The 25,260-nt window shown below is 63.8% G+C and carries 24 protein-coding genes and 1 tRNA gene; 19 read left to right on the top strand and 6 right to left on the bottom strand.

The annotated features are described in order from the left end of the window. Nucleotides 1–205 precede the first annotated feature (205 nt). Complete coding sequence (locus K9B33_RS01915; protein ID WP_224546260.1) at nt 206–1,636, bottom strand: short-chain fatty acyl-CoA regulator family protein; 1,431 nt, start codon at nt 1,634–1,636, stop codon at nt 206–208. A gap of 136 nt (nt 1,637–1,772) precedes the next feature. On the opposite strand from K9B33_RS01915, the gene K9B33_RS01910 reads away from it, so the two are divergent. From K9B33_RS01910 to K9B33_RS01865, 10 genes are all read left to right on the top strand, one after another. Then, the gene (locus K9B33_RS01910) at nt 1,773–3,305 is read left to right on the top strand and encodes an acyl-CoA carboxylase subunit beta (RefSeq protein ID WP_224546258.1); all 1,533 of its coding nucleotides are present in this window, start codon (nt 1,773–1,775) and stop codon (nt 3,303–3,305) included. Nucleotides 3,306–3,417: 112 nt separating this feature from the next. Further along, nucleotides 3,418–3,855, top strand: a complete 438-nt coding sequence (gene mce, locus K9B33_RS01905) for a methylmalonyl-CoA epimerase (protein WP_224546257.1) — start codon at nt 3,418–3,420, stop codon at nt 3,853–3,855. A 102-nt stretch (nt 3,856–3,957) separates the two neighbouring features. Further along, nucleotides 3,958–6,111 carry a methylmalonyl-CoA mutase gene (gene scpA / locus K9B33_RS01900; protein ID WP_224546256.1) on the top strand — a complete coding sequence of 718 codons (2,154 nt, stop codon included), beginning with the start codon at nt 3,958–3,960 and terminating at the stop codon, nt 6,109–6,111. After that, nucleotides 6,108–7,112, top strand: a complete 1,005-nt coding sequence (gene bioB, locus K9B33_RS01895; RefSeq protein ID WP_224546255.1) for a biotin synthase BioB — start codon at nt 6,108–6,110, stop codon at nt 7,110–7,112. The genes scpA and bioB overlap by 4 nt, the downstream gene beginning before the upstream one ends. After that, nucleotides 7,109–7,348, top strand: coding sequence for a hypothetical protein (locus K9B33_RS01890; RefSeq protein ID WP_224546253.1), 240 nt, complete (start codon nt 7,109–7,111; stop codon nt 7,346–7,348). The genes bioB and K9B33_RS01890 overlap by 4 nt, the downstream gene beginning before the upstream one ends. A 151-nt stretch (nt 7,349–7,499) precedes the next feature. Continuing rightward, nucleotides 7,500–9,500, top strand: a complete 2,001-nt coding sequence (locus K9B33_RS01885) for an acetyl/propionyl/methylcrotonyl-CoA carboxylase subunit alpha (protein WP_224546251.1) — start codon at nt 7,500–7,502, stop codon at nt 9,498–9,500. Nucleotides 9,501–9,550: 50 nt separating this feature from the next. Beyond that, nucleotides 9,551–10,450, top strand: coding sequence for a class I SAM-dependent methyltransferase (locus K9B33_RS01880; protein WP_224546249.1), 900 nt, complete (start codon nt 9,551–9,553; stop codon nt 10,448–10,450). Nucleotides 10,451–10,460: 10 nt separating this feature from the next. Next, nucleotides 10,461–10,832: a tRNA-binding protein gene (locus K9B33_RS01875; protein WP_224546247.1), complete on the top strand. Its 372-nt coding sequence runs from the start codon at nt 10,461–10,463 to the stop codon at nt 10,830–10,832. An 81-nt stretch (nt 10,833–10,913) separates the two neighbouring features. Next, the gene (locus tag K9B33_RS01870; RefSeq protein WP_224546245.1) at nt 10,914–12,503 is read left to right on the top strand and encodes an MFS transporter; all 1,590 of its coding nucleotides are present in this window, start codon (nt 10,914–10,916) and stop codon (nt 12,501–12,503) included. A 13-nt stretch (nt 12,504–12,516) separates the two neighbouring features. Continuing rightward, the gene (locus K9B33_RS01865; protein WP_224546243.1) at nt 12,517–12,666 is read left to right on the top strand and encodes a DUF2256 domain-containing protein; all 150 of its coding nucleotides are present in this window, start codon (nt 12,517–12,519) and stop codon (nt 12,664–12,666) included. Nucleotides 12,667–12,725: 59 nt separating this feature from the next. On the opposite strand, the gene K9B33_RS01860 is transcribed toward K9B33_RS01865, so the two are convergent. Continuing rightward, nucleotides 12,726–13,898 carry an acetyl-CoA C-acetyltransferase gene (locus K9B33_RS01860; protein ID WP_224546242.1) on the bottom strand — a complete coding sequence of 391 codons (1,173 nt, stop codon included), beginning with the start codon at nt 13,896–13,898 and terminating at the stop codon, nt 12,726–12,728. A 47-nt stretch (nt 13,899–13,945) separates the two neighbouring features. Beyond that, nucleotides 13,946–15,034, bottom strand: a complete 1,089-nt coding sequence (locus K9B33_RS01855) for an alpha/beta hydrolase (protein WP_224546240.1) — start codon at nt 15,032–15,034, stop codon at nt 13,946–13,948. Here K9B33_RS01855 and phaR point away from each other — a divergent pair. From phaR to proS, 3 genes are all read left to right on the top strand, one after another. After that, nucleotides 15,033–15,623 (top strand): polyhydroxyalkanoate synthesis repressor PhaR, encoded by a 591-nt coding sequence (gene phaR, locus K9B33_RS01850; protein ID WP_224546238.1) that lies wholly within the window; start codon nt 15,033–15,035, stop codon nt 15,621–15,623. The genes K9B33_RS01855 and phaR overlap by 2 nt on opposite strands. A gap of 4 nt (nt 15,624–15,627) precedes the next feature. Then, nucleotides 15,628–15,972: a hypothetical protein gene (locus K9B33_RS01845; RefSeq protein WP_224546237.1), complete on the top strand. Its 345-nt coding sequence runs from the start codon at nt 15,628–15,630 to the stop codon at nt 15,970–15,972. A gap of 101 nt (nt 15,973–16,073) precedes the next feature. Then, complete coding sequence (gene proS / locus K9B33_RS01840) at nt 16,074–17,600, top strand: proline--tRNA ligase (protein ID WP_224546235.1); 1,527 nt, start codon at nt 16,074–16,076, stop codon at nt 17,598–17,600. A 106-nt stretch (nt 17,601–17,706) separates the two neighbouring features. Here proS and hslU read toward each other — a convergent pair whose 3' ends face one another. Together hslU and hslV are read right to left on the bottom strand one after the other, a co-directional pair. Further along, nucleotides 17,707–19,008 carry an ATP-dependent protease ATPase subunit HslU gene (hslU, locus tag K9B33_RS01835; protein WP_224546233.1) on the bottom strand — a complete coding sequence of 434 codons (1,302 nt, stop codon included), beginning with the start codon at nt 19,006–19,008 and terminating at the stop codon, nt 17,707–17,709. 42 nt (nt 19,009–19,050) lie between these two features. Beyond that, on the bottom strand, nt 19,051–19,593 hold the full coding sequence (gene hslV / locus K9B33_RS01830; protein WP_201785510.1) for an ATP-dependent protease subunit HslV: 543 nt from the start codon (nt 19,591–19,593) through the stop codon (nt 19,051–19,053). 201 nt (nt 19,594–19,794) lie between these two features. On the opposite strand from hslV, the gene K9B33_RS01825 reads away from it, so the two are divergent. After that, nucleotides 19,795–19,983: a hypothetical protein gene (locus K9B33_RS01825; protein ID WP_224546231.1), complete on the top strand. Its 189-nt coding sequence runs from the start codon at nt 19,795–19,797 to the stop codon at nt 19,981–19,983. Between the two features lie 5 nt (nt 19,984–19,988). On the opposite strand, the gene K9B33_RS01820 is transcribed toward K9B33_RS01825, so the two are convergent. Continuing rightward, nucleotides 19,989–20,117 (bottom strand): entericidin A/B family lipoprotein, encoded by a 129-nt coding sequence (locus K9B33_RS01820; protein ID WP_224546229.1) that lies wholly within the window; start codon nt 20,115–20,117, stop codon nt 19,989–19,991. Between the two features lie 136 nt (nt 20,118–20,253). On the opposite strand from K9B33_RS01820, the gene K9B33_RS01815 reads away from it, so the two are divergent. The 5 genes from K9B33_RS01815 (at nt 20,254) to K9B33_RS01795 (ending at nt 25,255) form a co-directional block, all read left to right on the top strand. Then, a tRNA-Val gene (locus K9B33_RS01815) sits at nt 20,254–20,328 on the top strand. 116 nt (nt 20,329–20,444) lie between these two features. Beyond that, nucleotides 20,445–22,664, top strand: coding sequence for a S9 family peptidase (locus tag K9B33_RS01810; protein WP_224546227.1), 2,220 nt, complete (start codon nt 20,445–20,447; stop codon nt 22,662–22,664). Between the two features lie 112 nt (nt 22,665–22,776). Then, nucleotides 22,777–23,802 carry an aspartate-semialdehyde dehydrogenase gene (locus K9B33_RS01805; RefSeq protein ID WP_224546225.1) on the top strand — a complete coding sequence of 342 codons (1,026 nt, stop codon included), beginning with the start codon at nt 22,777–22,779 and terminating at the stop codon, nt 23,800–23,802. Nucleotides 23,803–23,810: 8 nt separating this feature from the next. Further along, nucleotides 23,811–24,449, top strand: coding sequence for a DUF2238 domain-containing protein (locus K9B33_RS01800; RefSeq protein WP_224546224.1), 639 nt, complete (start codon nt 23,811–23,813; stop codon nt 24,447–24,449). Between the two features lie 44 nt (nt 24,450–24,493). Then, nucleotides 24,494–25,255: an alpha/beta fold hydrolase gene (locus K9B33_RS01795; protein ID WP_224546223.1), complete on the top strand. Its 762-nt coding sequence runs from the start codon at nt 24,494–24,496 to the stop codon at nt 25,253–25,255. Nucleotides 25,256–25,260: the final 5 nt, after the last annotated feature.

The following is a 25,260-nucleotide window of genomic DNA, read 5'->3' as shown; positions in this document are numbered from 1 at the left end:
AGCTCGCGGCCAACTTCCTTGCAATGGTCCAGCTTGCCTCAATGCGGCTGTGGCTCAGGGCTTATGAGTCTACGGCCTAATGTGTCTAAAGACATGTTTGAACATGTATGTCATTTTCGCTTGCTAAAATATTATCCAGAAAGCGGAACGCGCCAAACTTTGATGAGTATATACCCCGCGGAAGCGTTTATGCCGAGGGATTGAGCTACCCGATCCAATACGGCACGATCTGGCGATTATCAGGATCGACATGGATCGGCCGATCCGCCGGAGGAAAGGCGCGCTGGTCGCAGCTTTGGCGGGGGCATAGGCGGCAGGTGATGCCGATCGGGGTGGCGGCCCCTTCCTCCTGCAAATGCAGGCCGTCGGCATAGACGAAGTTGGCGGCATGGGCGACTTCGCAGCCCAGCACCACGGCATAGCGGCGCGGGGTGCGCTTGTAGCTGCCCGATGGTTTCACCAGCCCCTTGGCCATCGACACATAGCGCACGCCGTCAGGGGTTTCGCCCAGTTGCACGTTGATGCGGTCGGGGACGGCGACGGCTTCGTGGACGTTCCATAGCGGGCAGGCGCCGCCGAAGCGGGCGAATTGCAGGCGTGTCGCGCTGTGGCGCTTGGTAATGTTGCCGGCCATGTCGACGCGGCAGAAGAAGAAGGGGATGCCGCGCAGCCCCGGCCGTTGCAGGGTCGAGAGGCGATGGCAGGCCTGTTCGAAGCTGACGCCGAAGGTGCGGGCGAGCCGGTCGATATCGTGGCGCATCGCCCGCGCCGCTTCCCGGAACGGGGCGTAGGGCATGAGCAGCGCGCCGGCGGCGTAATTGCCCAGGCCGATCGCCAGCAGTCGGTCGGCGCCGGGGACGGGCAGCGCGGCCCTGTTCACGACATCGGCGATCACCGCCTGCCCCTCCAGCATCATGAGCTGGTGGGCGAGCATGAATTTGCGGCTTTCGGTCGGCAGCGCGGCGTTGACGAAGAGGCGCTTGTCGGCGCGGGTATAGCTGCGCAGCGAGGAGCCGGGGGTATCGGCGATCAGGGTTTCGATGCCGTGGCGGCGGGCCAGCGCCTCCACCAGCATCCCTTCGTCCAGCGCGCCCTTGTCCAGGATGTGCCCGGCGGTGAAGCTTTCCGCCATGTCCTCGGCCAGGCAGTCGATGCTGTGGACATAGTTGCCCGCTTCGTGAAACCAGTCACGCGCGGCTTCCCAGGGGAGACGGGCCTGCACCTCATGATCGTTGGCGATCGCCTCCTCGATCATGTTGATGCGTTCGTTGGCCCGCATATGGGCATTGTAGAGATCGACATAGCGGGCGGCGAATTCGGGGAATTGCAGGTGCAGCTTCTCGATCCGTTCCGGCTCCATCTGGTTGCCGGGCAGTTCGGGATGGCCGAGCGCATAGGTGAAGGCGCCGAGCAGTTGCTCATCCTCGCGGCTGTCGAAACTGGCCCAGTCGGTGGGAAAGGCGCTGGCGAGCGCGGCCTTGACCTTCGCGGTCAGGGGACGATCGTCATTTTCCATCTGCGACAGATAGGATACGGATATGCCCAGCGCCTGCGCCATCGTCGCCTGGTCCATCCGGTGGTCCAGACGCAGTTGGCGCAGTCGCGGGCCTGCGAAAATACGGTTGCCACGTGCCATAAACCGATCTTAATTTGCGAAGTCGTGATTTGCAAATTAGCAAATTTGCATTTGCGAAAAAAGGGAAAGCCCGCGTAGGGAAAGTTCAAGGCGGCACCATCCTCCATCTGGCGCCGCAAATCGGAGAGATGCCCGCATGTCGAAGCTCGCCATCATCGAACAGCTCGAAGCCAAGCGCGAGGGCGCGCGCATGGGCGGCGGTCAGCGCCGCATCGACGCCCAGCACGCCAAGGGCAAGCTGACCGCGCGCGAGCGGCTGGACGTGTTGCTGGACGAGGATAGTTTCGAAGAGCTGGACATGTATGTCGAGCATAATTGCGTCGATTTCGGCATGGACGAGCAGCATATTCCGGGCGACGGCGTGGTTACCGGGTCGGGTACGGTCAACGGCCGGCTGGTGTTCGTGTTCAGCCAGGACTTTACCGTCTATGGCGGCGCGGTGTCGGAACGGCATGCAATGAAAATCTGCAAGATCATGGACATGGCGCTGAAGGTCGGCGCGCCTGTGATCGGCCTGAATGACAGCGGCGGCGCGCGCATCCAGGAGGGTGTCGCTTCGCTGGCGGGCTATGCGGAAATTTTCCAGCGCAATGTGCTGGCCAGCGGCGTGGTGCCGCAGATCAGCGTCATCATGGGGCCGTGCGCGGGCGGCGCGGTCTATTCGCCCGCCATGACCGACTTCATCTTCATGGTGAAGGACAGCAGCTTCATGTTCGTGACCGGCCCCGACGTGGTCAAGACGGTGACGAACGAGGTGGTGACGCAGGAGGAACTGGGCGGCGCGGTGACGCATACGACCAAGTCGGGCGTCGCGGACGTGGCGTTCGAAAATGATATCGAGGCGCTGCTGGCGGTGCGCGATTTCGTGGACTTCCTTCCCGCGTCCAACAAGGAGCCGGTGCCGGAGCGGCCGAGCGCGGATGCGTGGGACCGGATCGAACCGAGCCTGGACACGCTGATCCCGGCGAACGCGAACCAGCCCTATGACATGCACGAGCTGATCCGCAAGGTGGTGGACGAAGGCGACTTTTTCGAAGTGCAGCCCGCCCATGCCGGGAACATCCTGTGCGGGTTCGGCCGGGTCGAAGGCAAGACGGTGGGCATCATCGCCAACCAGCCGATGGTGCTGGCGGGCGTGCTGGATATCAATTCATCGAAGAAGGCGGCCCGCTTCGTGCGCTTCTGCGATGCGTTCGAAATCCCGATCGTGACTTTCGTGGATGTGCCGGGCTTCCTGCCGGGCACCGCGCAGGAGCATAGCGGCATCATCAAGCATGGCGCGAAACTGCTGTTCGCCTATGCCGAGGCGACCGTGCCCAAGATCACCGTCATCACGCGCAAAGCCTATGGCGGGGCGTATGACGTGATGAGTTCCAAGCATCTGCGCGGCGACCTGAACTATGCCTGGCCGACCGCCGAGATTGCGGTGATGGGGGCGAAGGGCGCGGTCGAGATCATCTTCCGCGGCAAGACCGCGGACGAGATCGCCGAACGGACTGCGGAATATGAAGGGCGCTTCGCCAACCCGTTCGTGGCGGCGAGCAAGGGCTTCATCGACGAGGTGATCCAGCCGCATTCGACCCGCAAGCGCATCGCGCTGGGGCTGCGCAAGCTCAAGAACAAGGCGCTGGAGAATCCGTGGAAGAAGCATGACAATATTCCGCTTTAAACATTGACGTCATCCTCGCGAAGGCGGGGTTCCATCTTGGAACGACGCATTTGGGGATGGGTTGGGAGATGGATTCCCGCCTGCGCGGGAATGACGAGGATAGGATGAAATCATGAAACTCGGCCGTCTCAATCATATCGGCGTCGCCACGCCGTCGCTCGAAGCGAGCATCGCTTATTATCGCGACGTGATGGGTGCGACGATCGCGCATGAACCGTTCGACCTGCCCGCGCAGGGGGTGAAGGTGTGTTTCATCGATACGCCGGGCGAGAATGGCACGGCAGGGACGCAGATCGAACTGATCGAGCCGTTCGACGCCAGCTCGCCGATCACCGCCTTTATCGCCAAGAACCCGGCAGGGGGGCAGCATCATATGTGCTATGAAGTGGCCGATATCCATGAGGCCAAGGCGTGGTTCGAGGGCAGGGGCGCCCGCGTCCTGGGCGAACCGCGGATCGGGGCGCATGGCACGCCGATCTTCTTCGTGCATCCCAAGGATATGAACGGGGTGCTGACCGAGATCATGGAGACGCCGAAAGAGGCGCATTGATAAGCAACCCCGTTCGGTTCGAGCTTGTCGAGAACAACATGCCAGGTCCGTTCTCGACAAGCTCGAATCGAACGGATGTTGGTGACAGGGACTAAGATTGCAATGACCGAAAAGCCGACGCTGGATGACTGGACCGCCGCCGCCACCAAGGAGGTGAAGGGCAAGGATCTGACGTGGCAGACCCCGGAAGGGATCGCCGTCAAGCCGCTCTACACGGCCGAGGATGTCGCCGTCGATCCCGGTCTGCCTGGCTTTGCGCCCTTCACGCGCGGGGTGAAGGCCAGCATGTATGCCGGCCGTCCCTGGACCATCCGGCAATATGCGGGCTTTTCGACCGCCGAGGCCTCCAACGCCTTTTACCATCGCAACCTGAAGGCGGGGCAGAAGGGGCTGTCGGTCGCGTTCGATCTGGCCACCCATCGCGGTTATGACAGCGACCATCCGCGCGTCACCGGCGACGTCGGCAAGGCCGGCGTGGCGATCGATACGCTGGACGATATGAAGATATTGTTCGACGGCATCCCGCTCGACAAGATGTCGGTGTCCATGACGATGAACGGCGCGGTGATCCCGATCCTCGCCTTCTTCATCGTCGCGGGCGAGGAGCAGGGCGTCGACCGCAAATTGCTCGACGGGACCATTCAGAACGACATCCTCAAGGAGTTCATGGTCCGCAACACGTACATCTATCCGCCCGAACCCTCGATGCGGATCATCAGCGACATTTTCGGCTATACCTCGCGCGAGATGCCCAAGTTCAACAGCATCTCCATTTCCGGCTATCATATGCAGGAAGCGGGCGCGACGCAGGTGCAGGAACTGGCCTTCACCATCGCGGACGGCATGGAATATGTGAAATATGGCGTGGCGTCGGGCCTGGACATCGACAAGTTCGCAGGGCGGCTGAGCTTCTTCTTCGCGATCGGCATGAACTTCTTCATGGAGATCGCCAAGCTGCGCGCCGCGCGGGTGCTGTGGCACCGGGCGATGACGACGTTGGGAGCCAAGGACGAGCGGTCCAAGATGCTGCGGACCCATTGCCAGACGTCGGGGGTGTCGCTGACCGAGCAGGACCCGTATAACAATGTCATGCGCACCACGATCGAGGCGATGGCCGCGATGCTGGGTGGGACGCAGTCGCTGCACACCAATGCGCTGGACGAAGCGATCGCGCTGCCGACCGACTTTTCCGCCCGGATCGCGCGCAATACGCAGATCGTGATCCAGGAAGAAACCGGCATGTGCAATGTCGTCGATCCGCTGGGCGGCTCCTATTATGTCGAGGCGCTGACCCAGCAACTGGTCGATGCGGCGCAGGAGATCATCGACAAGGTGCAGGCCGATGGCGGCATGGCCAAGGCGGTCGCGGCCGGCTGGCCCAAGGCAATGATCGAAACGGCGGCGGCCGCGCGCCAAGCGCGGGTCGATCGCGGTGACGACGTGATCGTGGGCGTCAATAAATATCGGCTGGCGAACGAGGATCTGCTCGAAACGCTCGACATCGACAATGCCGCCGTGCGCGAAGGCCAGATCGCCCGCATCAACAAGGTGAAGGCGGAGCGCGACAGCGCCCGATGCGAAGCGGCGTTGCAGGCGCTGCGCGACGGCGCTGCCGCGCCCGCGAGCCTGGAGAACAACCTCCTCGCCCTGGCCGTCGAATGCGCCCGCGCGCGTGCGACTCTGGGCGAAATATCCGCCGCCATGGAAGACAGTTTCGCCCGCTATGGTACGCAGCCGACGCCGGTGAAGGGCGTCTATGCCGCGCCCTATGCCGGCGACAGCCGCTGGCAACAGGTACTTGACGGCGTGCAGGCCGTCGAGCGGCGCCTCGGTCGCAAGCCCAAACTCCTCGTCGCAAAGATGGGGCAGGACGGGCATGACCGGGGCGCCAATGTGATCGCGTCCGCCTTTGGCGACCTGGGGTTCGACGTGGTGTCCGGACCGCTGTTCCAGACGCCCGATGAAACGGTGGTGCTGGCGCTGGACAGCGGGGTCGATGTGGTCGGCGCGTCCAGCCTGGCGGCGGGGCACAAGACGCTGATCCCCGAACTGATCGCGAAGCTGCGCGAGGCGGGCCGGACCGACATCAAGGTGATTGCGGGCGGCGTCATCCCGCCGCAGGACTATGACTATCTTCGTGACGCGGGGGTCCAGGGGATTTATGGGCCGGGTTCCAATGTCGTGGAGTGCGCCGCCGATGTGCTGCGCCTGCTCGGCCACAACATGCCCCCTGCGGGGATCGAGGAAGCCGCATGACCGATACCACTGCCCGCACCGACTGGACCCGCGAGGAAATCGCCGCGCTGTTCGACCTGCCCTTCAACGACCTGATGTTCGAGGCGCAGACGATCCATCGCGCGAATTTCCCGCGCAACGAAGTGCAACTGTCCACGCTGTTGTCGATCAAGACGGGCGGCTGCCCGGAGGATTGCGGCTATTGCAACCAGTCGGCCTCGGCGGAAAGCGGCCTGAAGGCCGAAAAGCTGATGAGCGTGCAGGCGGTGATGCAGGCGGCGGCGCAGGCGAAGGACGCGGGCAGCTCGCGTTTCTGCATGGGTGCGGCGTGGCGCAACCCCAAGGAGCGGGACATGCCCGCCATCGTCCAGATGGTGCAGGGCGTGCGACAGATGGGCATGGAAACCTGCATGACTTTGGGCATGCTGAGCGAGGGGCAGGCCAAGACTTTGGCCGATGCGGGCCTCGACTATTACAACCATAATATCGACACCTCGCCCGAACATTATGAGAAGGTGATTACGACGCGGACGTTCGATGACCGGCTGGAAACGCTGGAGAATGTGCGCAATTCGGGGATCAACGTCTGTTCGGGCGGCATCGTCGGCATGGGCGAGACGCGCGAGGATCGCGTCGGCTTTTTGCATGCGCTGGCCGTGCTGCCCGCCCATCCGCAAAGCGTGCCGATCAACGCGCTGGTGCCGGTCAAGGGCACGGTGCTGGGCGATATGCTGGCCGACACCCCGCTCGCCAAGATCGACGAGATCGAGTTCGTGCGGACGGTTGCTGTGGCGCGGATCGTGATGCCGGAGAGCATGGTGCGCCTGAGCGCGGGCCGCGAAAGCATGTCGGATAGCTGCCAGGCGCTCTGCTTCATGGCCGGCGCGAACAGCATCTTCACCGGCGACAAGCTGCTGACCACGGCGAACGCGGGGGACAATGCGGATGCGGCGCTGTTCGCGAAGCTGGGCGTGGTGCCGATGCAGGCTGAGGTGAAGGTTGCGATGGAGGCGGCTGAGTGAACAAGCCGAGCGCCATGAAGATCGGACTCTTTGTGGTGCTCGGCATAGCCTACTGGCTGATCGCGATGATTGTCATTCTATTGGCGGCCATCGGTAATTGCGGGATGGGACTGGACGCTCCGGCGGACTGCGATGGCGTATCGCCAGCTATTACCGGAGTGCTGTCGCTCCTCATTTTTACTGGACTTACATTTGCCTATTTCAAGGCCCGGCTCTCGGGAGTGGATAAGCAATAGATCAACACCCGTTCGCCCTGTTTCAACGAGCCGCTTGTCTCGTTGAAATGTCGAAGGGCTGCACTTCTCTTCGAAGTGAAGAACGGGGCTTCGACAGGCTCAGCCCGAACGGGGTGAGAGGAACTGAATAAGGACTGGGACAGGAAGTAGAATGGCAATCACCAAGATCCTGATCGCGAACCGTGGCGAAATTGCGTGCCGTGTCATGCGCACGGCCAAGAAGATGGGCATTAAGACCGTCGCGGTCTATTCCGATGCCGATGCGCGCGCGCCGCATGTGTTGATGGCCGATGAAGCCGTGCATATCGGGCCGTCGCCTGCCGCGCAGTCCTATCTGATCGCCGAGAAGATCATCGCGGCGTGCAAGCAGACCGGCGCCGATGCGGTGCATCCGGGTTATGGCTTCCTGTCGGAGCGCGAGAGTTTCCGCAAGGCGCTGGACGCGGAGGGCATCATCTTCGTGGGGCCGCCCGCCAATGCGATCGCGGCGATGGGCGACAAGATCGAGTCCAAGAAGCTGGCGCTGGAAGCGGGCGTCAATGTCGTGCCGGGTTTCGTCGGCGTGATCGACGATACCGAACATGCGGTTCGCATCTCCAACGAGATCGGCTATCCGGTGATGATGAAGGCGTCGGCCGGCGGCGGCGGCAAGGGGATGCGGCTTGCCTACTCCGAACAGGATGTGCGCGAAGGGTTCGAGGCGACCAAGCGTGAGGGGCTGAACAGCTTTGGCGATGACCGCGTGTTCATCGAGAAGTTCATCGAAAGCCCGCGCCATATCGAAATTCAGGTGCTGGGCGACCAGCATGGCAATATCGTCTACCTCAACGAGCGCGAATGTTCGATCCAGCGCCGCCACCAGAAGGTGGTCGAGGAAGCGCCGTCGCCCTTCGTCAGCCCCGAAATGCGTAAGAAGATGGGCGAACAGTGCGTCGCGCTGGCCCGCGCGGTCGGCTATTTCAGCGCGGGGACGGTGGAACTGATCGTCAGCGGTGAGGACAAGACCGGCGACGGCTTCTACTTCCTGGAAATGAATACCCGCTTGCAGGTCGAGCATCCCGTCACCGAGGAAATCACCGGAGTCGATCTGGTCGAGCAGATGATCCGCGTGGCCAATGGCGAGGCGCTGTCCTTCGGGCAGGCGGACGTGAAGATCAACGGCTGGTCGATCGAGAATCGCGTCTATGCCGAAGATCCCTATCGCGGCTTTCTACCGTCCACCGGTCGCCTGATCCGCTACAATCCGCCCGAAACCGGCACGGATGAAAGCGGCGCGCTGATCCGCGTCGATGACGGCGTGGAGGAAGGCGGCGAGGTGTCGATGTTCTACGACCCGATGATCGCCAAGCTGATCACCTGGGCGCCGACGCGGCTGGAGGCGATCGACAAGCAGATCGAAGCGCTCGACAAGTTCGAGATCGAGGGGCCGGGGCATAATATCGATTTCGTGTCCGCGCTGATGCAGCATGAGCGGTTCCGGTCGGGCAACATCACAACCGGCTTCATCGCAGAGGAATATCCCGACGGGTTCCAGGGGGCGCCTGCGTCGCCCGAACTGTTGGTCCGGCTGTCGGCGATCGGCGCGTTCGCGGCCATGGCGCAGGCGGACCGGGCGCGGCGGATCGATGGGCAGTTGGGCAAGCGGCTCAGCCCGCCGACCGGCTGGCAGGTCAAGATCGGGGACGCGATCCATGATGTGGTGATCGACGGCGATGAGGTCAGCGTGGACGGCGAAGCGATCGACATGGCGTTGGAATATACGCCGGGCGATCGGCTGATCGAGGCGGAGTTCGGCGAAGACGACCTGGCGGTGCGGATCGCGCCGGTGCGGTCGGGCTTCCTGCTGACGGCGCATGGGGCCAGCCACCGCCTGCGCATCCTGCCCGCCCATGCCGCGCCGCACGCGCAGCATATGATCGAAAAAATCCCGCCAGACCTGTCCCGTTTCCTGATCTGCCCGATGCCAGGCCTGCTGGTCGCGCTGCATGTGGCGGCGGGCGACAAGGTCGAGGCCGGCCAGCCGCTGGCGGTGATCGAAGCGATGAAGATGGAAAATATCCTGCGCGCGCAGAAGGCGGGCACGGTCAAGAGCGTGTCGGCGGCGCAGGGCGAAAGCCTGCCGGTCGACGCGATCATTCTGGAAATGGAATGACCTGTTAGCACTATGATCTTGATTGTCGTTATCATTTCCGCTTTGTGGGAATGATGACGACGAACGAGACATCGAACAGGCCACCATCCGACCATGGTGATCGGTCCGCTACGGTCCGCACCGATGGGGCCGCATGGGCCGGCGCCAATGGCGACATCTGGGCGCGGGAGTGGCGGCGCACGGACCGCAGCTTTGCCGCACTGTCGATGGAACTGGATCGGACGATCCGGGAGGCCATGGACAGTGCGCCGGTCGCGGTCGCCGATATCGGCTGCGGCGCAGGCGGCACCGCGATCGCGGCGGCCAGGGCCAATGATCGGGCGGATGTCACCGGCTTCGACATTTCCGCGGCCCTCGTCGCTGTGGCGCAGGAGCGGGCGGCGGGCCTGCCCAACTGCCGGTTTCTCGCCGCGCCTGTGGAAGCGGCGATCGGGCAGGCCGGTCCGTTCGACCTGCTGTTGTCGCGCCATGGCGTGATGTTCTTCGACGATCCGGTGGCGGCCTTCGCCGGCATGCGCGCGGCGGCGCGACCGGGTGCACGGCTCGTTTTTTCCTGTTTCCGCGGTGCGGCGCTCAATGGCTGGGCGCGCGAGTTGATGACGGCGCTGTCGGGCAGCGCGCCGCCTCCGGCCGGCTATGAACCCGGTCCCTTCGCCTTTGCCGACGAGGCGTTCGTCCAGGCTTTGCTGAACGAAGCGGGATGGGCCGACGTCAGGGCGCGGGCGGTGAACTTCGCCTATCGCGCCGGGGCTGGCCCAGATCCTGTGGCGGATGCAGTCGATTTCTTTAGCCGGATCGGCCCGGCAGCACGCGCGCTCAAGGCCGCCGTGCCGCAGGATCGGGCGGGGCTGATCGCGCAGGTAGAGGCGGTCTGCCGGGCGCGATTGCAGGACGATGCGGTGGACTTTCCGGCCGCTGCCTGGATATGGTCGGCCACCAACCCGCTGTGAGGGGCGATCCATGCACCTGACCCACGACCCGGCCGCGCCCGCCGGCACCATGATCGGCTTCGACGATTTCCTGAAGGTCGACATCCGGATCGGGACGATCCTGTCGGCGGAGCCTTACCCGCAGGCGCGCAAGCCCGCCTACAAGCTGCTGATCGATTTCGGTCCGGCAATTGGACAGAAGCGGTCCAGCGCGCAGATCACCGAAAACCATGCGCTGGCGGACTTGCCGGGGCGACAGGTCGCCGCCGTGGTGAACTTCCCGCCGCGCCAGATCGGCAAGTTCATGTCGGAGGTGCTGACTCTGGGCTTTGCCGATGAGACAGGGGCGGTGATGCTGTTCGCGCCGGACAGGCCGGTTCCCAACGGATCGCGACTATTTTAATTTCCGCGTCCCGTCATCCCGCGCTTGTCGGACGGCCACTCCCTTCCGCATAGAGGAAAGCGAACGGTGGGAGAGGGCGGGATGACCGACATGGTCGGCAGCGATTATGTGATGGATGCCAAGCGGGACCGGCTGGTCATTACCGCGTCGGCGCTCGGCACCGTGTTCGAATGGTATGATTTCTACATCTATGGCGTGCTGGCGCCGATCATCGGGCGGACATTCTTTCCCACCGACAATCCCACCGTCGAACTGCTCTATACGCTGGCGGGGTTCGCCATCGGGTTCGCGTTCCGGCCGATCGGGGCGGTGCTGTTCGGCTATCTGGGCGACCGACTGGGGCGGAAATATACGTTTCTGGCGACCATCGTGCTGATGGGCCTCGCGACCGCGGGGGTCGGTTTGACGCCGTCCGCCGCGAGCATCGGGATAGCGGCGCCGATCATCCTGATCGGCTTGCGGATCGCGCAGGGGCTGGCGCTGGGCGGCGAATATGGCGGGGCGGCCATCTATGTCGCGGAACATGCGCCGGCGGGGAAGCGGGGATTTTATACCAGCTTCATCCAGGCCGGCGTGATCGGCGGTTTCATCCTGTCGTTGCTCGTCGTGGTCGGCACGCAGGCGATCGTCGGCCAGGCGGCGTGGGACGCGTGGGGATGGCGCATCCCCTTCGTCCTGTCGCTGGTGCTGCTGGCGATCTCACTGTGGATGCGGTTGATGCTGCGCGAGAGTCCGGTGTTCCTGGCGATGAAGAAGGCGGGGACACAGGCGAAGAACCCGATCCGGGAAGCCTTTACCGCGCCGGGCAACAGGAAGCGGATGTTCGTCGCGATGATCGGCATCGCGGCGGGCTTTACCGTCATCGCCTATACGGTGATGTTCCAGGCGCTCTATTTTTTGCAGAACGGCCTGCATGTCGCGGCGGGGGTAGCGCAATTGCTGGTCGGTGGCAGCGCTTTCATCGGCATGGGCGCGTTCATCTTCTTCGGCTGGCTGTCCGACCGGATCGGGCGGAAGAAGCCGATCGTGATCGGCTATGCGCTGGTGCTGCTGCTGGCGCTGCCGCTCTATCAGTTCATGGGCGCGACCGCGAACCCCGCGCTGACGCAGGCGGCGCAGCGCGCGCCGGTGGTGGTGAGCGGTCCCGATTGCCGGTTCGATCCCTTCGCCAAGGTGCAGCCGACGGCATGCGGCAAGCTGCTCGACCATTTTTCCAAGCGTGGCATTCCCTATGACAAGCGCGATGGCGCGACGCCGGCGGTGGCGATCGGCGGGGTGGCGGTCGGCGACCTGAGCGCGGAGGGGCTTGATGCGGCATTGGAACGGCGGGGTTATGATTTCGGCGCGGTGACGCCGGACTGGCCGCGCGCGATGATGGTGTTCGCAGCGCTTCTGTTGCTGTGGACGCTGTCGGGCGCGACATATGGGCCGGTGGCGGCCCTTCTGTCGGAATATTTCCCGGCGCGCATCCGCTATAGCTCGCTGTCGATCCCCTATCATATCGGGACCGGCTATTTCGGCGGGTTCCTGCCGCTGGTCAGCCAATATATCGTCGCGCGGACGGGCAATCCCTATGCCGGGCTATGGTATACGCTGGCGATCGTGGCGCTGGCGCTGGTCACTTGTCTGGTCGCGCTGCCGGAGACGAAGGACCGATCGCTCGACGCCTGAAGGGACTGGAACGATGCCAAGCGGGGTCGCCAAACGGGATCTGCCGACCAAGAGCTGTCCGGTCTGTCAGCGTCCTTTCGCCTGGCGCAAGAAGTGGGAACGCGACTGGGAGAATGTCGTCTATTGTTCCGAACGGTGCCGGGCCGCAGCCAGGAAGGGCTGACAGGCAAAAGGCCGCCGCTCCGTCAAGAGCGGCGGCCTTTTTGGCAAGTCAGGACGCGATCAGCGCTCGATGCACATGGCGACGCCCATGCCGCCGCCGATGCAGAGGGTGGCGAGGCCCTTCTTCGCGTCGCGCTTGGCCATTTCGTAGAGAAGAGTGGTCAGCACGCGCGCGCCTGACGCGCCGATCGGGTGGCCGATGGCGATCGCGCCGCCATTGACGTTGACCTTCTCCGCATCCCAGCCCAGTTCCTGGCCGACCGACAGCGCCTGCGCGGCGAAGGCTTCATTGGCTTCGATCAGGTCCAGGTCGGCGACCGACCAGCCGGCCTTTTCCAGCGCCTTGCGGCTGGCCGGGGCCGGGCCGATGCCCATGATCGCCGGATCGACGCCGCAGGTGGCGAAGCCGGCGATGCGGCCGAGGATGGTCGCGCCGCGCTTGGCGGCGGCGTCGGCGGTCATCAGCACCAGCGCGGCGGCGCCGTCATTGAGGCCGCTGGCGTTGGCGGCGGTGACGGTGCCGTCCTTCTTGAAGGCGGGCTTGAGCTTTTCCATCGCTTCGATGGTGGCGCCGGCGCGGATATATTCGTCGGCATCGACGATGGTGTCGCCTTTGCGCCCCTTGATCGTGACCGGCACGATTTCGTCGGCGAAGCGGCCCGATGCGCGCGCGGCTTCGGCCTTGTTCTGGCTGGCGACGGCGAAGATGTCCTGCGCTTCGCGGCTGATCTGGTATTTCTCGGCCAGATTTTCGGCCGTGATGCCCATATGATAATTGTTGAAGGCGTCGGTCAGACCGTCATGGATCATCGTGTCAATGAGGCTGACATTGCCCATCTTGCTGCCGGCGCGCAGATATTGCGCATGGGGGGCGAGCGACATGCTTTCCTGGCCGCCCGCGACCATGATGCTGGCGTCGCCGGCGCGGATCGCCTGCGCCGCGAGGGCGACGGCGCGCAGGCCCGAACCGCATAACTGGTTGAGGCCGATGGCGGTCCGCTCGACCGGGATGCCGGCGTTGACCGCGGCCTGCCGTGCGGGGTTCTGCCCCTGGCCGGCGGTCAGCACCTGGCCCAGGATCACTTCGTCCACTTCATCGGGCGCGACGCCGGCCTGCGCGAGCGCGGCGATGATCGCCTGGCGGCCCAGTTCGTGCGCGGGGGTCGAGCCGAAGGCGCCCATGAAGCTGCCGACGGCAGTGCGCTTTGCGGCGGTGATGACGATGTCTGACAAAGGCTTGATCCTCGATTCCAGTGGTTGTTTTCGCAGGCGCAATAGCATCAACCGCCATGGCTGAAAAGCCAGTGGGACAGCGGTTCCCAAAGCGTTTCGCGGGCGCGTCCGCCCACGACCATGCCGACATGGCCGAGCGAAAGGCTGCGCTCTTCGCGCAAGCGAGGGCCGGCGGCGGCGGGCACGATGCGGTCGCTGGTCGACACGATCGACAGGGTCGGGCAATCGAGCGCGGTCGGGTCCACGGTGCGCGCGTCGATGCGCCATTGGCCGCGTCCGCTGACATTGCCGGCGTAGAAATGGTCGAACAGGTCGCGCCCCGCCGCGAAGGTCAGCGGCGCGCCGCCATTGGCCCAGTCCTCCACCGCGAGGAAGGCGCGCTCGGCGTCGGACCCGGCCTCCATGTCGGCGAAAGCCGCATATTTGCCTATGGTGCGCGCCGGGTCCATGGCCCAGAAGCCCGATTGCAGCACCTCCATCGGGACGTAGCCGATCCGCTCGCTCATGGCGCGGGCGCCGTTCCACAGGCTCCCGATCAAGTCCAGGTCGGCGGCGGGAAAGGCGTCGAACCGCCAGGGCGCGGCGATGGTCGCGACGGCGGGAAAGGCGCCCATGGTCGCTGCGCCGAGCGCGAGGCTGCCGCCCAGGCAATAGCCGACCAGGATCGGCGGCCTGGGGAGAGCCGCGAGCAGCGGCAGCAGCCGTTCGGTAACATGGCCGTCGAGACCTAGCCTAGCATCGTGCGGCATCGGCGGGCCCCAATCGACCAGATGCGCGTCGTGGCCTGCTGCAGCCATGTGGCGCAGCAAGGATCTGCTTTCGGACAGGTCCAATACGCGCGGCGGATTGATGAGAGACGGGATGAAAACCACGGGAGAACGGCCATTTTCCGCACCATGCTGCAGCAATCGGGCAGGGCCGGCGGTGCTGACGCAACGCGCCGGCGGCGGGGCGGGCGGACGCGCTGCATCCTGATATTTGCGCAATCCCGCGAACGCCCGGCGGCGAAGTTCGGGATCGTCCTGCGTTTCGCGCCATAAAATATTGAGAAAAAGGGGTAAAGGCCGCGGTCCATGTTGCGGTGCGGCATCGCCCTGTGCTAATGCGAGATGTTCAGGTGTGGGAGAGGAATCCATGGCCAAATCTAAGACCGCAAATGAATCGGAACCGGTCGTCATCAAGAAGTACGCCAATCGGCGGCTCTATAATACCGAAACTTCGAGTTATATCACGCTGGACCTTTTGTCGCAGATGACGCGCGAGGGGCGCGAGTTTACCGTGGTCGACGCCAAGACCGGCGAGGATATCACGCATAACGTCCTGACCCAGATCATCATGGAAGAGGAACAGCGCGGCAAGAACATGCTGCCCGTCAATTTCCTGCGCCAGTTGATCGCGATGTACGGCGATTCCATGCAGTCGATGGTGCCGCAATATCTGGAAGCGTCGATGGATGCATTCCGCAAGAACCAGCAGCAGTTCCAGGAAGCGATGAAGGGCGCGTTCGGCGGCGGCCCGTTGGCCGATATCGCCAAGCGCAACATGCAGATGTTCGAAGCGGCGGCCAGCGCCTTCGGCAACGGGGTGCCTGGTATGCCGGGTATCCCGGGCATGACGCCGCCTGCCGCAGCGCCGGCGGCGACCGATGGCAGCAAGGACGACGAGATCAACGATCTCAAGGCCCAACTCGCCGCGCTCAACGCCAAGATCGACAAGCTGACCTGAAGCGATGGCGAAGGCGGACAGGCTGGAACGGTTGGACGTCCGCCGCGAAGAGGTGGAGGCTGAGTATCGCGATGCGTTGATCGCGGCCCTGCGGGTGACGGCGAACGGGCAATGGGGCCTGTTCGACCATCAGAAGGACAAGGTCGCGCGCGCGCGCGTCGCGCCCGTCGTAGCGGCGCTGGGCGAGCTGGCGGACGAGATTGAGGGGATGCGCGATACGCTGGGGCTGGAGCCCTTTGCGCTGCATCAGCGCTTCACGGCGGCGCGCGGTCCCGCCGCGGCCGATGCGGTCGGCGAACCCAGGCAGGCGAAGGCTTGGCTGGAAGAGATGGGCGCGGCGACCGCCTGACGCGCCGCCGATCGGCACGCGCCCTGTCGTCGGGGGTCGACAGGGACGCCGCCTCTGGCTTATGGCGCGCCATTCCCTTTTTACGTCAGGTTTTCGATCCCGTGAAACACGCCCTTTCCGTCACCCGCGAACAGGATTTTTCCGCCTGGTATCAGGCCGTCATTTCGGAGGCCGACCTGGCCGAGGAAAGCGGCGTGCGCGGCTGCATGGTCATCCGTCCCTGGGGCTATGGCATCTGGGAGCGCATCCAGACCTTGCTCGACGCCAGGATCAAGGCGACGGGGCATGAAAATTGCTATTTCCCGCTGTTCATTCCGCTTTCCTATTTCGAGAAGGAGGCCGAGCATGTCGACGGCTTCGCCAAGGAAATGGCGGTCGTCACGCATCACCGGCTGATCCAGAAGGACGGCAAGCTGGTGCCGGACCCCGAAGCCAAGCTGGAGGAGCCGCTGGTCGTGCGGCCGACGTCGGAGACCGTGATCGGCGCGGCGTTCAGCCGCTGGGTGCAGAGCTGGCGCGACCTGCCGGTTCTCATCAACCAGTGGGCAAACGTCGTGCGCTGGGAAATGCGCACGCGCATGTTCCTGCGCACCAGCGAATTTCTCTGGCAGGAAGGCCATACCGCGCACGCCACCGTCGATGAGGCGATGGAAGAGACGATGAAGATGCTGGAAGTCTATCGCAGCTTCGCCGAGGATTGCGTCGGCCTGCCGGTGGTCGCGGGCGAGAAGCCGGAGAATGAACGCTTCCCCGGCGCCGTCGCGACCTATTCGATCGAGGCGATGATGCAGGATGGCAAGGCGCTGCAGGCCGGCACCTCGCATTTCCTGGGCACGACTTTCAGCCAGGCGCAGAATATCAAGTTCCAGAATGCCGAAGGGCAACAGGAACTGGCGCAGACGACGAGCTGGGGCATGTCCACCCGCATGATCGGCGGCCTCATCATGGTGCATGGCGACGACGATGGCCTGCGCGTCCCGCCGCGCGTCGCGCCCTATCAGGTCGTCGTCGTGCCGATGCTGCGCGACAATGACGAGGACGCCGCGATTTTGGATTATTGCGGCGAACTGATGGCGTCCCTCAATGAGCTGGACGCCTTCCGCGAGCCGGTGCGCGCGCTGCTCGACAAGCGGCCGGCCAAGGCCGCGACCAAGCGCTGGGGCTGGGTGAAGAAGGGCGCGCCGATCGTGATCGAGGTCGGGGGGCGTGACGTCGCCGGCGGCAATGTGTCGGTGATCCGTCGCGATCGCCTCTATCGCGAGGATGGAAAGCTCGACAGCCAGATCGTCGCCAAGGGCGATTTCGTGACGGGCGCGACCGCCATGCTGGAGGATATTCAGGCGTCCCTCTTCGCCGACGCCAAAGGCCGGCTGGACGGCAGCATCGATCGCTCGATCGGCACGCTAGACGCGCTGAAAGCCTATTTCAACGCCAGCGCCAGGCCCGGCTGGGCGCTGGTCCAGTGGGCCAGGCCGACCGGCGAGGCGCTGGAGAAGGTGGTGCAGTGGCTCAAGGGCGAGAAGCTGACGCTGCGCAACGTGCCGCTGGATGCGGACGCAGCGGACGGCGCGTGTATCTTCACCGGCGGGCAGGCCGTGGAGCGCGTGCTGGTTGGGCGCAGTTACTGAGCAACTGATTTTTAATCAGTGGGTCGTTCGTTCCGAGCGAACGGAGATTTGGTAAATCGGAGCGGGATGAGAGGATGGTTTCCCCTCTCATCCCGTTTTCGCCTAATTACAGAACATATTTGCTGAGGTCGGTGTCGTGGGCGACCGCTGACAATTGCTTCTCGACATAGGCGGCGTCGATCACCAGCGTTTCGCCGCGGCGGTCCTCCGCTTCGAAGCTGACATCCTCCAGCAGCTTTTCCATGACGGTCTGGAGGCGGCGGGCGCCGATATTCTCGATCTCGCTGTTCACGTCGGCGGCGATCTTCGCAACAGCGCGGATGCCTTCGGGTGTCAGGTCGATCGTCACCTCCTCGGTCGCCAGCAAGGCGCGATATTGGGTGACCAAGCTGGCCTTGGTGTCGGAGAGGATCGCAACGAAATCCTCCTCGGTCAGCGCCTTCAGTTCGACGCGGATCGGCAGGCGGCCCTGGAGTTCGGGCAGCAGGTCGCTGGGCTTTGCCACATGGAACGCGCCCGACGCGATGAACAGGATATGGTCGGTCTTGAGCGGGCCATATTTGGTCGAGACGGTGGTTCCTTCGATCAGGGGCAGCAGGTCGCGCTGCACGCCTTCGCGGCTGACGGAGCCGCCGCGCACGTCGCTGACGGCGATCTTGTCGATCTCGTCGAGGAAGACGATGCCATTCTGTTCCGCGCTGGTGATGGCGACGCGGGCGACGTCATCCTGGTCCAGCCGCTTGTCCTGCTCTTCCTCGACCAGCTTGTCCCAGGCTTCGGCGACGCGCATCTTGCGGCGCTTCTTCTGTTGCTGGCCGAACGCCTTGGACATCATGTCGGACAGGTTGATCATGCCGACCTGTCCGCCCATGCCGGGGATTTCCATCGGCATGGAGGGGCTGTCGGCGACCTCCACCTCGACCTCGACCTCGTTCATCTGGTCGGCTTCGATCTTCTGGCGGAAGGAGAGGCGCGTGGCTTCGCTCGCTTCCTTGCCGGTCAATGCATCGAGCAGCCGCGCCATGGCGGCTTCGGAGGCGGCTTCGCGCACGGCTTCGCGGCGGCGGTCCTTCTCCAGCCGCACAGCTTCCTCGACCAGATCGCGGACGATCTGTTCGACGTCACGGCCGACATAGCCGACCTCGGTGAACTTGGTCGCCTCGACCTTGACGAAGGGGGCGTCGGCCAGCTTGGCGAGGCGGCGGCTGATCTCGGTCTTGCCGCAGCCCGTCGGCCCGATCATCAGGATATTCTTGGGCGTCACCTCGTCGCGCAAATCGGCGGACAGGTGCTGGCGGCGCCAGCGGTTGCGCAGCGCGACCGCAACGGCGCGCTTGGCGTCCTGCTGGCCGATGATGTGTGCGTCGAGCGCGGCGACGATGGCTTTGGGGGTCAGGTTGTCGTTCATCAAAAAACTCCCCCCTCCCTTTCAAGGGAGGGGCTTTTTAGTTTAGGCGGCGCTGTCCAGCGTTTCGATGGTCAACTGGTCGTTGGTGTAGACGCAGATGTCGGCCGCGACGGCCATCGCCTTGCGGGCGAGGGTTTCGGCGTCTTCCTCATATTCCATCAGCGCGCGCGCGGCGGCGAGGGCGAAATTACCGCCCGAACCGATCGCGGCAACGCCGTTCAGCGGCTCCAGCACGTCGCCATTGCCGGTCAGGATCAGGGTGACATCCTTGTCCGCGACGATCATCATCGCTTCCAGGTTGCGCAGATATTTGTCGGTGCGCCAGTCCTTGGCCAGTTCGACTGCGGATCGCATCAACTGGCCGTTATGGCGCTCCAGTTTGGCTTCGAGCCGTTCGAACAGGGTGAAGGCGTCGGCGGTGGCGCCGGCGAAGCCGCCGATCACGCTGCCGTCGTGCAGGCGGCGGACCTTGCGGGCATTGGGCTTCATCACGGTCTGGCCCATGGACACCTGGCCGTCGCCGGCGACGACGACCTTTCCATTCTTGCGGGCTGACATGATGGTGGTGCCATGCCAGACGGGCATGGAAGAGCTGCTTTGGTCGTTCATGACGCGGCATATGGGACGCTGTGCCGCCGCGTGCAAGTCGCGCGACGCAACGGGATGAAGCGTGTCATTTCAGCGACAATATTCTTACAAATCGTGCAGGAACAAATGCCGGTCAATTGACTTGATGCACCGCAACATCAATGATCGCTATCCCACATATGACGGGGGAGGACACGCATGACTCTCAAGGCCAGAGCACAGGAAAAGGTCGAGCGCGCGGGAATTTCCAACTATTCGTTCGATCACGACGTGCTGGTCATGTGTGGCGTGCGTTATACCATCGAAGCCTGCGAATGTGGCGAACCCGATTGCGATGGTGTGCGCCTGCGCAAGAATGCGACCGCGATCGGCCGCATCCTCCAATAGTCTGTTTAATGCATCGCGTCCTTGCCGGCGCGCCCGACCGATTCGATGTCGCGCCCGACACCCTGCACCGTATTGCAGGCGGCCAGCGCCGTGAGCAGCAGGCTTCCGATCAGAAGGGCGAGACTTTTGGGCATGAAGGCGCAACTCCGTAATTTCGAAAGCCCCTTATAGGCGGCGATACGCGCGGGCGGAAACGCTTTTGCATCAAATCGATGCGGGGATGTTGACAGGGCGCGCCACCGATGCCAAAGGCCGCCTCCTCCTTACAGGGGGCGCGTAGCTCAGCGGTAGAGCACACCCTTCACACGGGTGGGGTCACAGGTTCAATCCCTGTCGCGCCCACCATGATCCAAGCGATCATGGCAGGACAGATAATTTCCCGGCATTGATCTTTTCTAATCCGACGCGCTAAATCTGCGCCATCATGCGGCGCGTTTGCGCGCCGACCGGAAAGGACGATCATGCCCCCCTATCTGAAAGCCGGCGCAGCCCTCGGTGCGCTGCTGCTCTCCCCTCTTCCCGCCAGCGCGCAGGAGCAACTGACGCTGGAGCGCTTGTTCGCCAGCCCCGACCTGGCCGGGCCGCAGCCGCGCGCGCTCAAATTGTCGCCGGACGGATCGCTGGTGACGCTGCTCAAGCCCCGCGCCGACGAGAAGGAACGGCTCGACCTGTGGGCGATCGACAGCAGTACGGGCGCGGAACGGATGCTGGTCGATTCGAAGAGGACCGGCAGCGGCGCGGAGCTTTCCGAAGCGGAGAAGATGCAGCGCGAGCGCGATCGCTCCGTGGCGGGCAGCACCGGCATCACCAGCTATGACTGGGCGCCAGACGGGAAGAGCATATTGGTGCCGGTGGATGGCGACCTCTATCTTGCCGGGTTGGATGGGAAGGTCACGGGCCTGACCGATACGCCCGATGGCGAGTTGAATGGCGTGGTCAGCCCCACGGGCGGCTATGTCTCCTTCGTGCGCGGTGGCAATCTGTTCGCCCAGCCGATCGGCGGCGCGGAACGGCAGTTGACGCAGGGCGCCAGCGATACGCTGAGTTGGGGCGTGGCCGAGTTCGTGGCGCAGGAGGAAATGGACCGGCGCACCGGTTACTGGTGGTCGCCCGACGACGCGCGGATAGCGGTCGCCCGCGTCGATGAAAGCCCGGTCGGCATCGTCACCCGCACCGCGATCGGCGGGGAGGGGACGAAGGTTTATCAGCAACGCTATCCCGCCGCCGGCACGCCCAATGCGATCGTGGACCTGTTCGTGATGAAGCCTGACGGGTCGGGCCAGGTCCAGGTCGAGCTGGGCGCGGACAAGGATATCTACCTCGCCCGCGTCGACTGGTCGAAGGACGGCAAGACGCTCTATGTCCAGCGGGAGAGCCGGGACCAGAAGCGGCTCGACCTGCTGGCGGTCGACCCGGCGACCGGCAAGGCCAGGGTGGCGCTGACCGAGACGGCGAAAAGCTGGATCAACCTGTCGAACAATTTTCATGCGCTGAAGGATGGCAGTTTCCTCTGGTGGTCTGAGAAGAGCGGGCATGGGCATCTGTATCGCGTGAGCGGCGGCAAATGGACGGCGCTCACCAGCGGCGACTGGGAGGTGCGCGATGTCGTGGGCGTGGATGAGGCCAAGTCGCTGGTCTATTTCACCGGTAATCGCGAAACGCCGCTGGAGCAGCAGCTTTATGTGACGACTCTGGGCAAGGCGGGGCAAGCGCGGGCGCTGACGTCCAAGGGCTGGTGGAACGACGCCGTCATGGACGGGGCGGCGAGCCGGGTCGTTGTGACGCGCCAGAATAGCGATCAGCCCAAGCAGGTCTATCTGGCCGACAGCGGCGGCAAGCAGTTGCAATGGCTGTCGGAAAATGCGCTGACGGGCAGCCCTCCCTATGCGCCCTATGTCGCGGGCCATGTGAAGACGGTGTTCGGCACGGTGAAGGCGGCGGACGGCACGACGCTGTACACCAAGATCATGACGCCCAAGATGGAGCCGGGGAAGCGCTACCCCGTCTTCATGATCCATTATGGCGGCCCGGGCGGCGGACGGCAGGTAACCAACACATGGTCCGGCGCGCTCAACCAATATCTGGTGGATCGCGGCTGGATCGTCTTCGCGATCGACAATCGCGGCACCCCCGATCGCGGCAAGGCGTTCGAGGATCATCTCTACCGCGCCATGGGCACGGTCGAGGTCGAGGATCAGTTGAAGGGCGTGGAATGGTTGAAGGCCCAGCCGTTCGTGGACCCCAGGCGGATCGCGACCTATGGCTGGTCCTATGGCGGCTATATGTCGCTCAAGCTGCTGGAGAAGGCACCGGGCGTGTTCGCCGCGGCGGTGGCGGGTGCGCCTGTGACCAAATGGCAGCTCTACGACACCCACTACACCGAACGCTATCTGGGCCAGCCGCAGGACAAGGCCAGCGCCTATCCGGCATCGGGCGCGGTGGACGAGGCGGTGAAGATCACCGATCCGCTGCTGCTGATCCACGGCATGTCCGATGATAATGTCGTGTTCGACAACGCGACCGCGCTGATGGCGAAGATGCAGGGCGAAGCGGTGCCGTTCGAGATGATGGCCTATCCGGGCCAGACCCATCGCGTCGGCGGGCCGGGCATCAGCGTCCACCTGTGGAAGACGATCGAGCATTTCCTGGCGGCGCATGCCGGCGGGCCGACGTCGGAATAAAATTGCGTCGATGAAGGGCTTTGCAGCAGCGAAGCCCTTCTTTCTGGACAAATGTAGCGACAGCGCTATGGCGCGCACTCCGCAATTATGCATTGGAGTGGAGACTTTAGTCATGGGTTACAAGGTCGTCGTCGTGGGTGCCACCGGTAATGTGGGCCGCGAAATGCTGACCATTCTCGCCGAGCGCGAGTTCCCTATTGACGAGATTGCGGCGGTCGCTTCGTCGCGGTCGCAGGGGCTGACCGTGGATTTCGGTGAGACCGGCAAGACCATAAAATGCCAGAATATCGAGCATTTCGATTTCACCGGCTGGGACATCGCCCTGTTCGCCGCGGGGAGCGGCCCGACGGAAATCTATGCGCCCAAGGCGGCGGCCGCCGGTTGCGTCGTGATCGACAACAGCTCGCTCTATCGCATGGACCCGGACGTCCCGCTGATCGTGCCCGAAGTGAACCCGGACGCGATCGACGGCTATAAGAAGAAGAACATCATCGCGAACCCCAACTGCTCGACCGCGCAGATGGTCGTGGCGTTGAAGCCGCTGCATGACGCCGCCAAGATCAAGCGCGTGGTCGTGTCGACGTACCAGTCGGTGTCCGGCGCAGGCAAGGCGGGCATGGACGAACTGTTCGAGCAGAGCCGCAATATCTTCGTCGGCGATCCGGCCGAACCGAAGAAGTTCACCAAGCAGATCGCCTTCAACGTGATCCCGCATATCGACGTGTTCCTGGACGATGGTTCGACCAAGGAAGAATGGAAGATGGTCGCGGAAACCAAGAAGATCCTCGATCCCAAGGTGAAGGTGACCGCGACCTGCGTGCGCGTGCCGGTGTTCGTCGGCCATAGCGAATCGATCAACATCGAGTTCGAGAACGAGATTTCGGCCAAGGAAGCGCAGGACATCCTGCGCGAAGCGCCGGGCATCATGCTGGTCGACAAGCGCGAGGACGGCGGATACATCACGCCGATCGAATGCGTGGGCGATTTCGCGACCTTCATCAGCCGCGTGCGCGAGGATTCCACGATCGAGAACGGCATCAACCTGTGGTGCGTCAGCGACAATCTGCGCAAGGGCGCGGCGCTGAACGCGGTGCAGATCGCCGAACTGCTTGGCCGTCGTCACCTCAAAAAGGGCTGACGCCTCTCATGATTGCCGGCGCTGTCGCGATGTGGAAAGCTCTTCCGATCGCACAGCGCCGGATGATCGTCTTGCTGGCAGCAGCTATTGGCCTCGCCAATATCGCCCAGCCCTATCCCGATCTCGCGCCGCTCCAGCATGGACCGACCGTCGCGCTGGTCCTGACCGCGCCCTGGCTGCTGCGCCGCTGGTCGCTTTCCACATCGTCAATCGGCTGCATCTGGCTGTTCCTGCTGCTTCATACGGTGGGCGCGCGCTGGATCTATAGCTATGTGCCCTATGACGACTGGGCGCGGGCGCTGAGCGGGCATGATATTTCCAGTCTCTTCGGCATGACGCGCAATGGTTATGATCGGCTGGTGCATTTTGGCTTCGGCGCATTGCTGACACTGCCGATCGCGGAAGCTGCGCGGCGTCATGGCGGATTGCCGTGGCGGTGGAGCCTGGCCTTCGCCTTTGCCATGATCGGCCTGGGCAGCGCTGTTTACGAAATTTTCGAATGGCTGCTCACCCTGTTGGCAGCGGGCGAAACGGCGGATTATTATAATGGGCAGCAGGGCGACGTCTGGGACGCGCAGAAGGACATGGCCGCCGCGCAGGTCGGCAGCGCATTGGCGCTGATCGCGCTCTTGCGCCGCCGGGGATGACGCCATATCGGCAGGGCGTCCCAGCCCGATAAGGAAATGCCCCGATGACCGACCTGCCGATCGAACGCCACGACATCAAGGGTTTCGACGGATTGCCGATCGCAGTGCATATGGTCGGAGAGGGGCGTGATCTCGTGCTGATCCACGGCTATTTCTCCAACGCCTTCACCAATTGGGTCCGCTACGGCCATGCCGCCAGGCTGGTGGAGGCGGGATTCCGTCTGATCCTGCCGGACCTGCGCGGCCACGGCGAAAGCGCCAAGCCGCATGATCCCGCCGCCTATCCGCCCGACGCGCTGACCGATGACAATCTGGGGCTGGTCGCGCAACTGGGACTGACCGACTATGATCTGGGCGGCTATTCGCTGGGCGCGCGGACGACGGTGCGGATGCTGGCGCGCAGCGCAACGCCGCGGCGCGTGATATTGGCCGGCATGGGGTTGCGCGGGCTGACCAAGACGCTCGACAAGGGCGGCTATTACAAGAATGTGCTGAACAACCTGGGCACGTTCGAGCGCGGCACGTCGGAATGGATGACCGAGGCGTTTCTCAAGACGACCAAGGGCGATCCGGTGGCGATGCTGCATATTCTCAACACCTTTGTCGATACCGGCGAAGCGACCATCGCCGGGTTCCGGCAGCCGACCGCAGTAATCTGCGGCGCGGACGATCGCGACAATGGCGTTGCGCAGGAACTCGCCGAAACATTGCCAAACGGACGCTATGTCGAGGTTCCGGGCAATCATATGAATGCGGTCACCCGCAAGGAACTGGGGCAGGCGATGGTCGATTTCCTGACGGCTTGACTGTA

Source organism: Sphingobium sp. 3R8, from assembly GCF_020166615.1.
Taxonomy (GTDB): Bacteria; Pseudomonadota; Alphaproteobacteria; order Sphingomonadales; family Sphingomonadaceae; genus Sphingobium; species Sphingobium bisphenolicum.
Note: the sequence above shows the minus strand (reverse complement) of the source record. Positions and strands in the feature narration are given on the sequence as shown.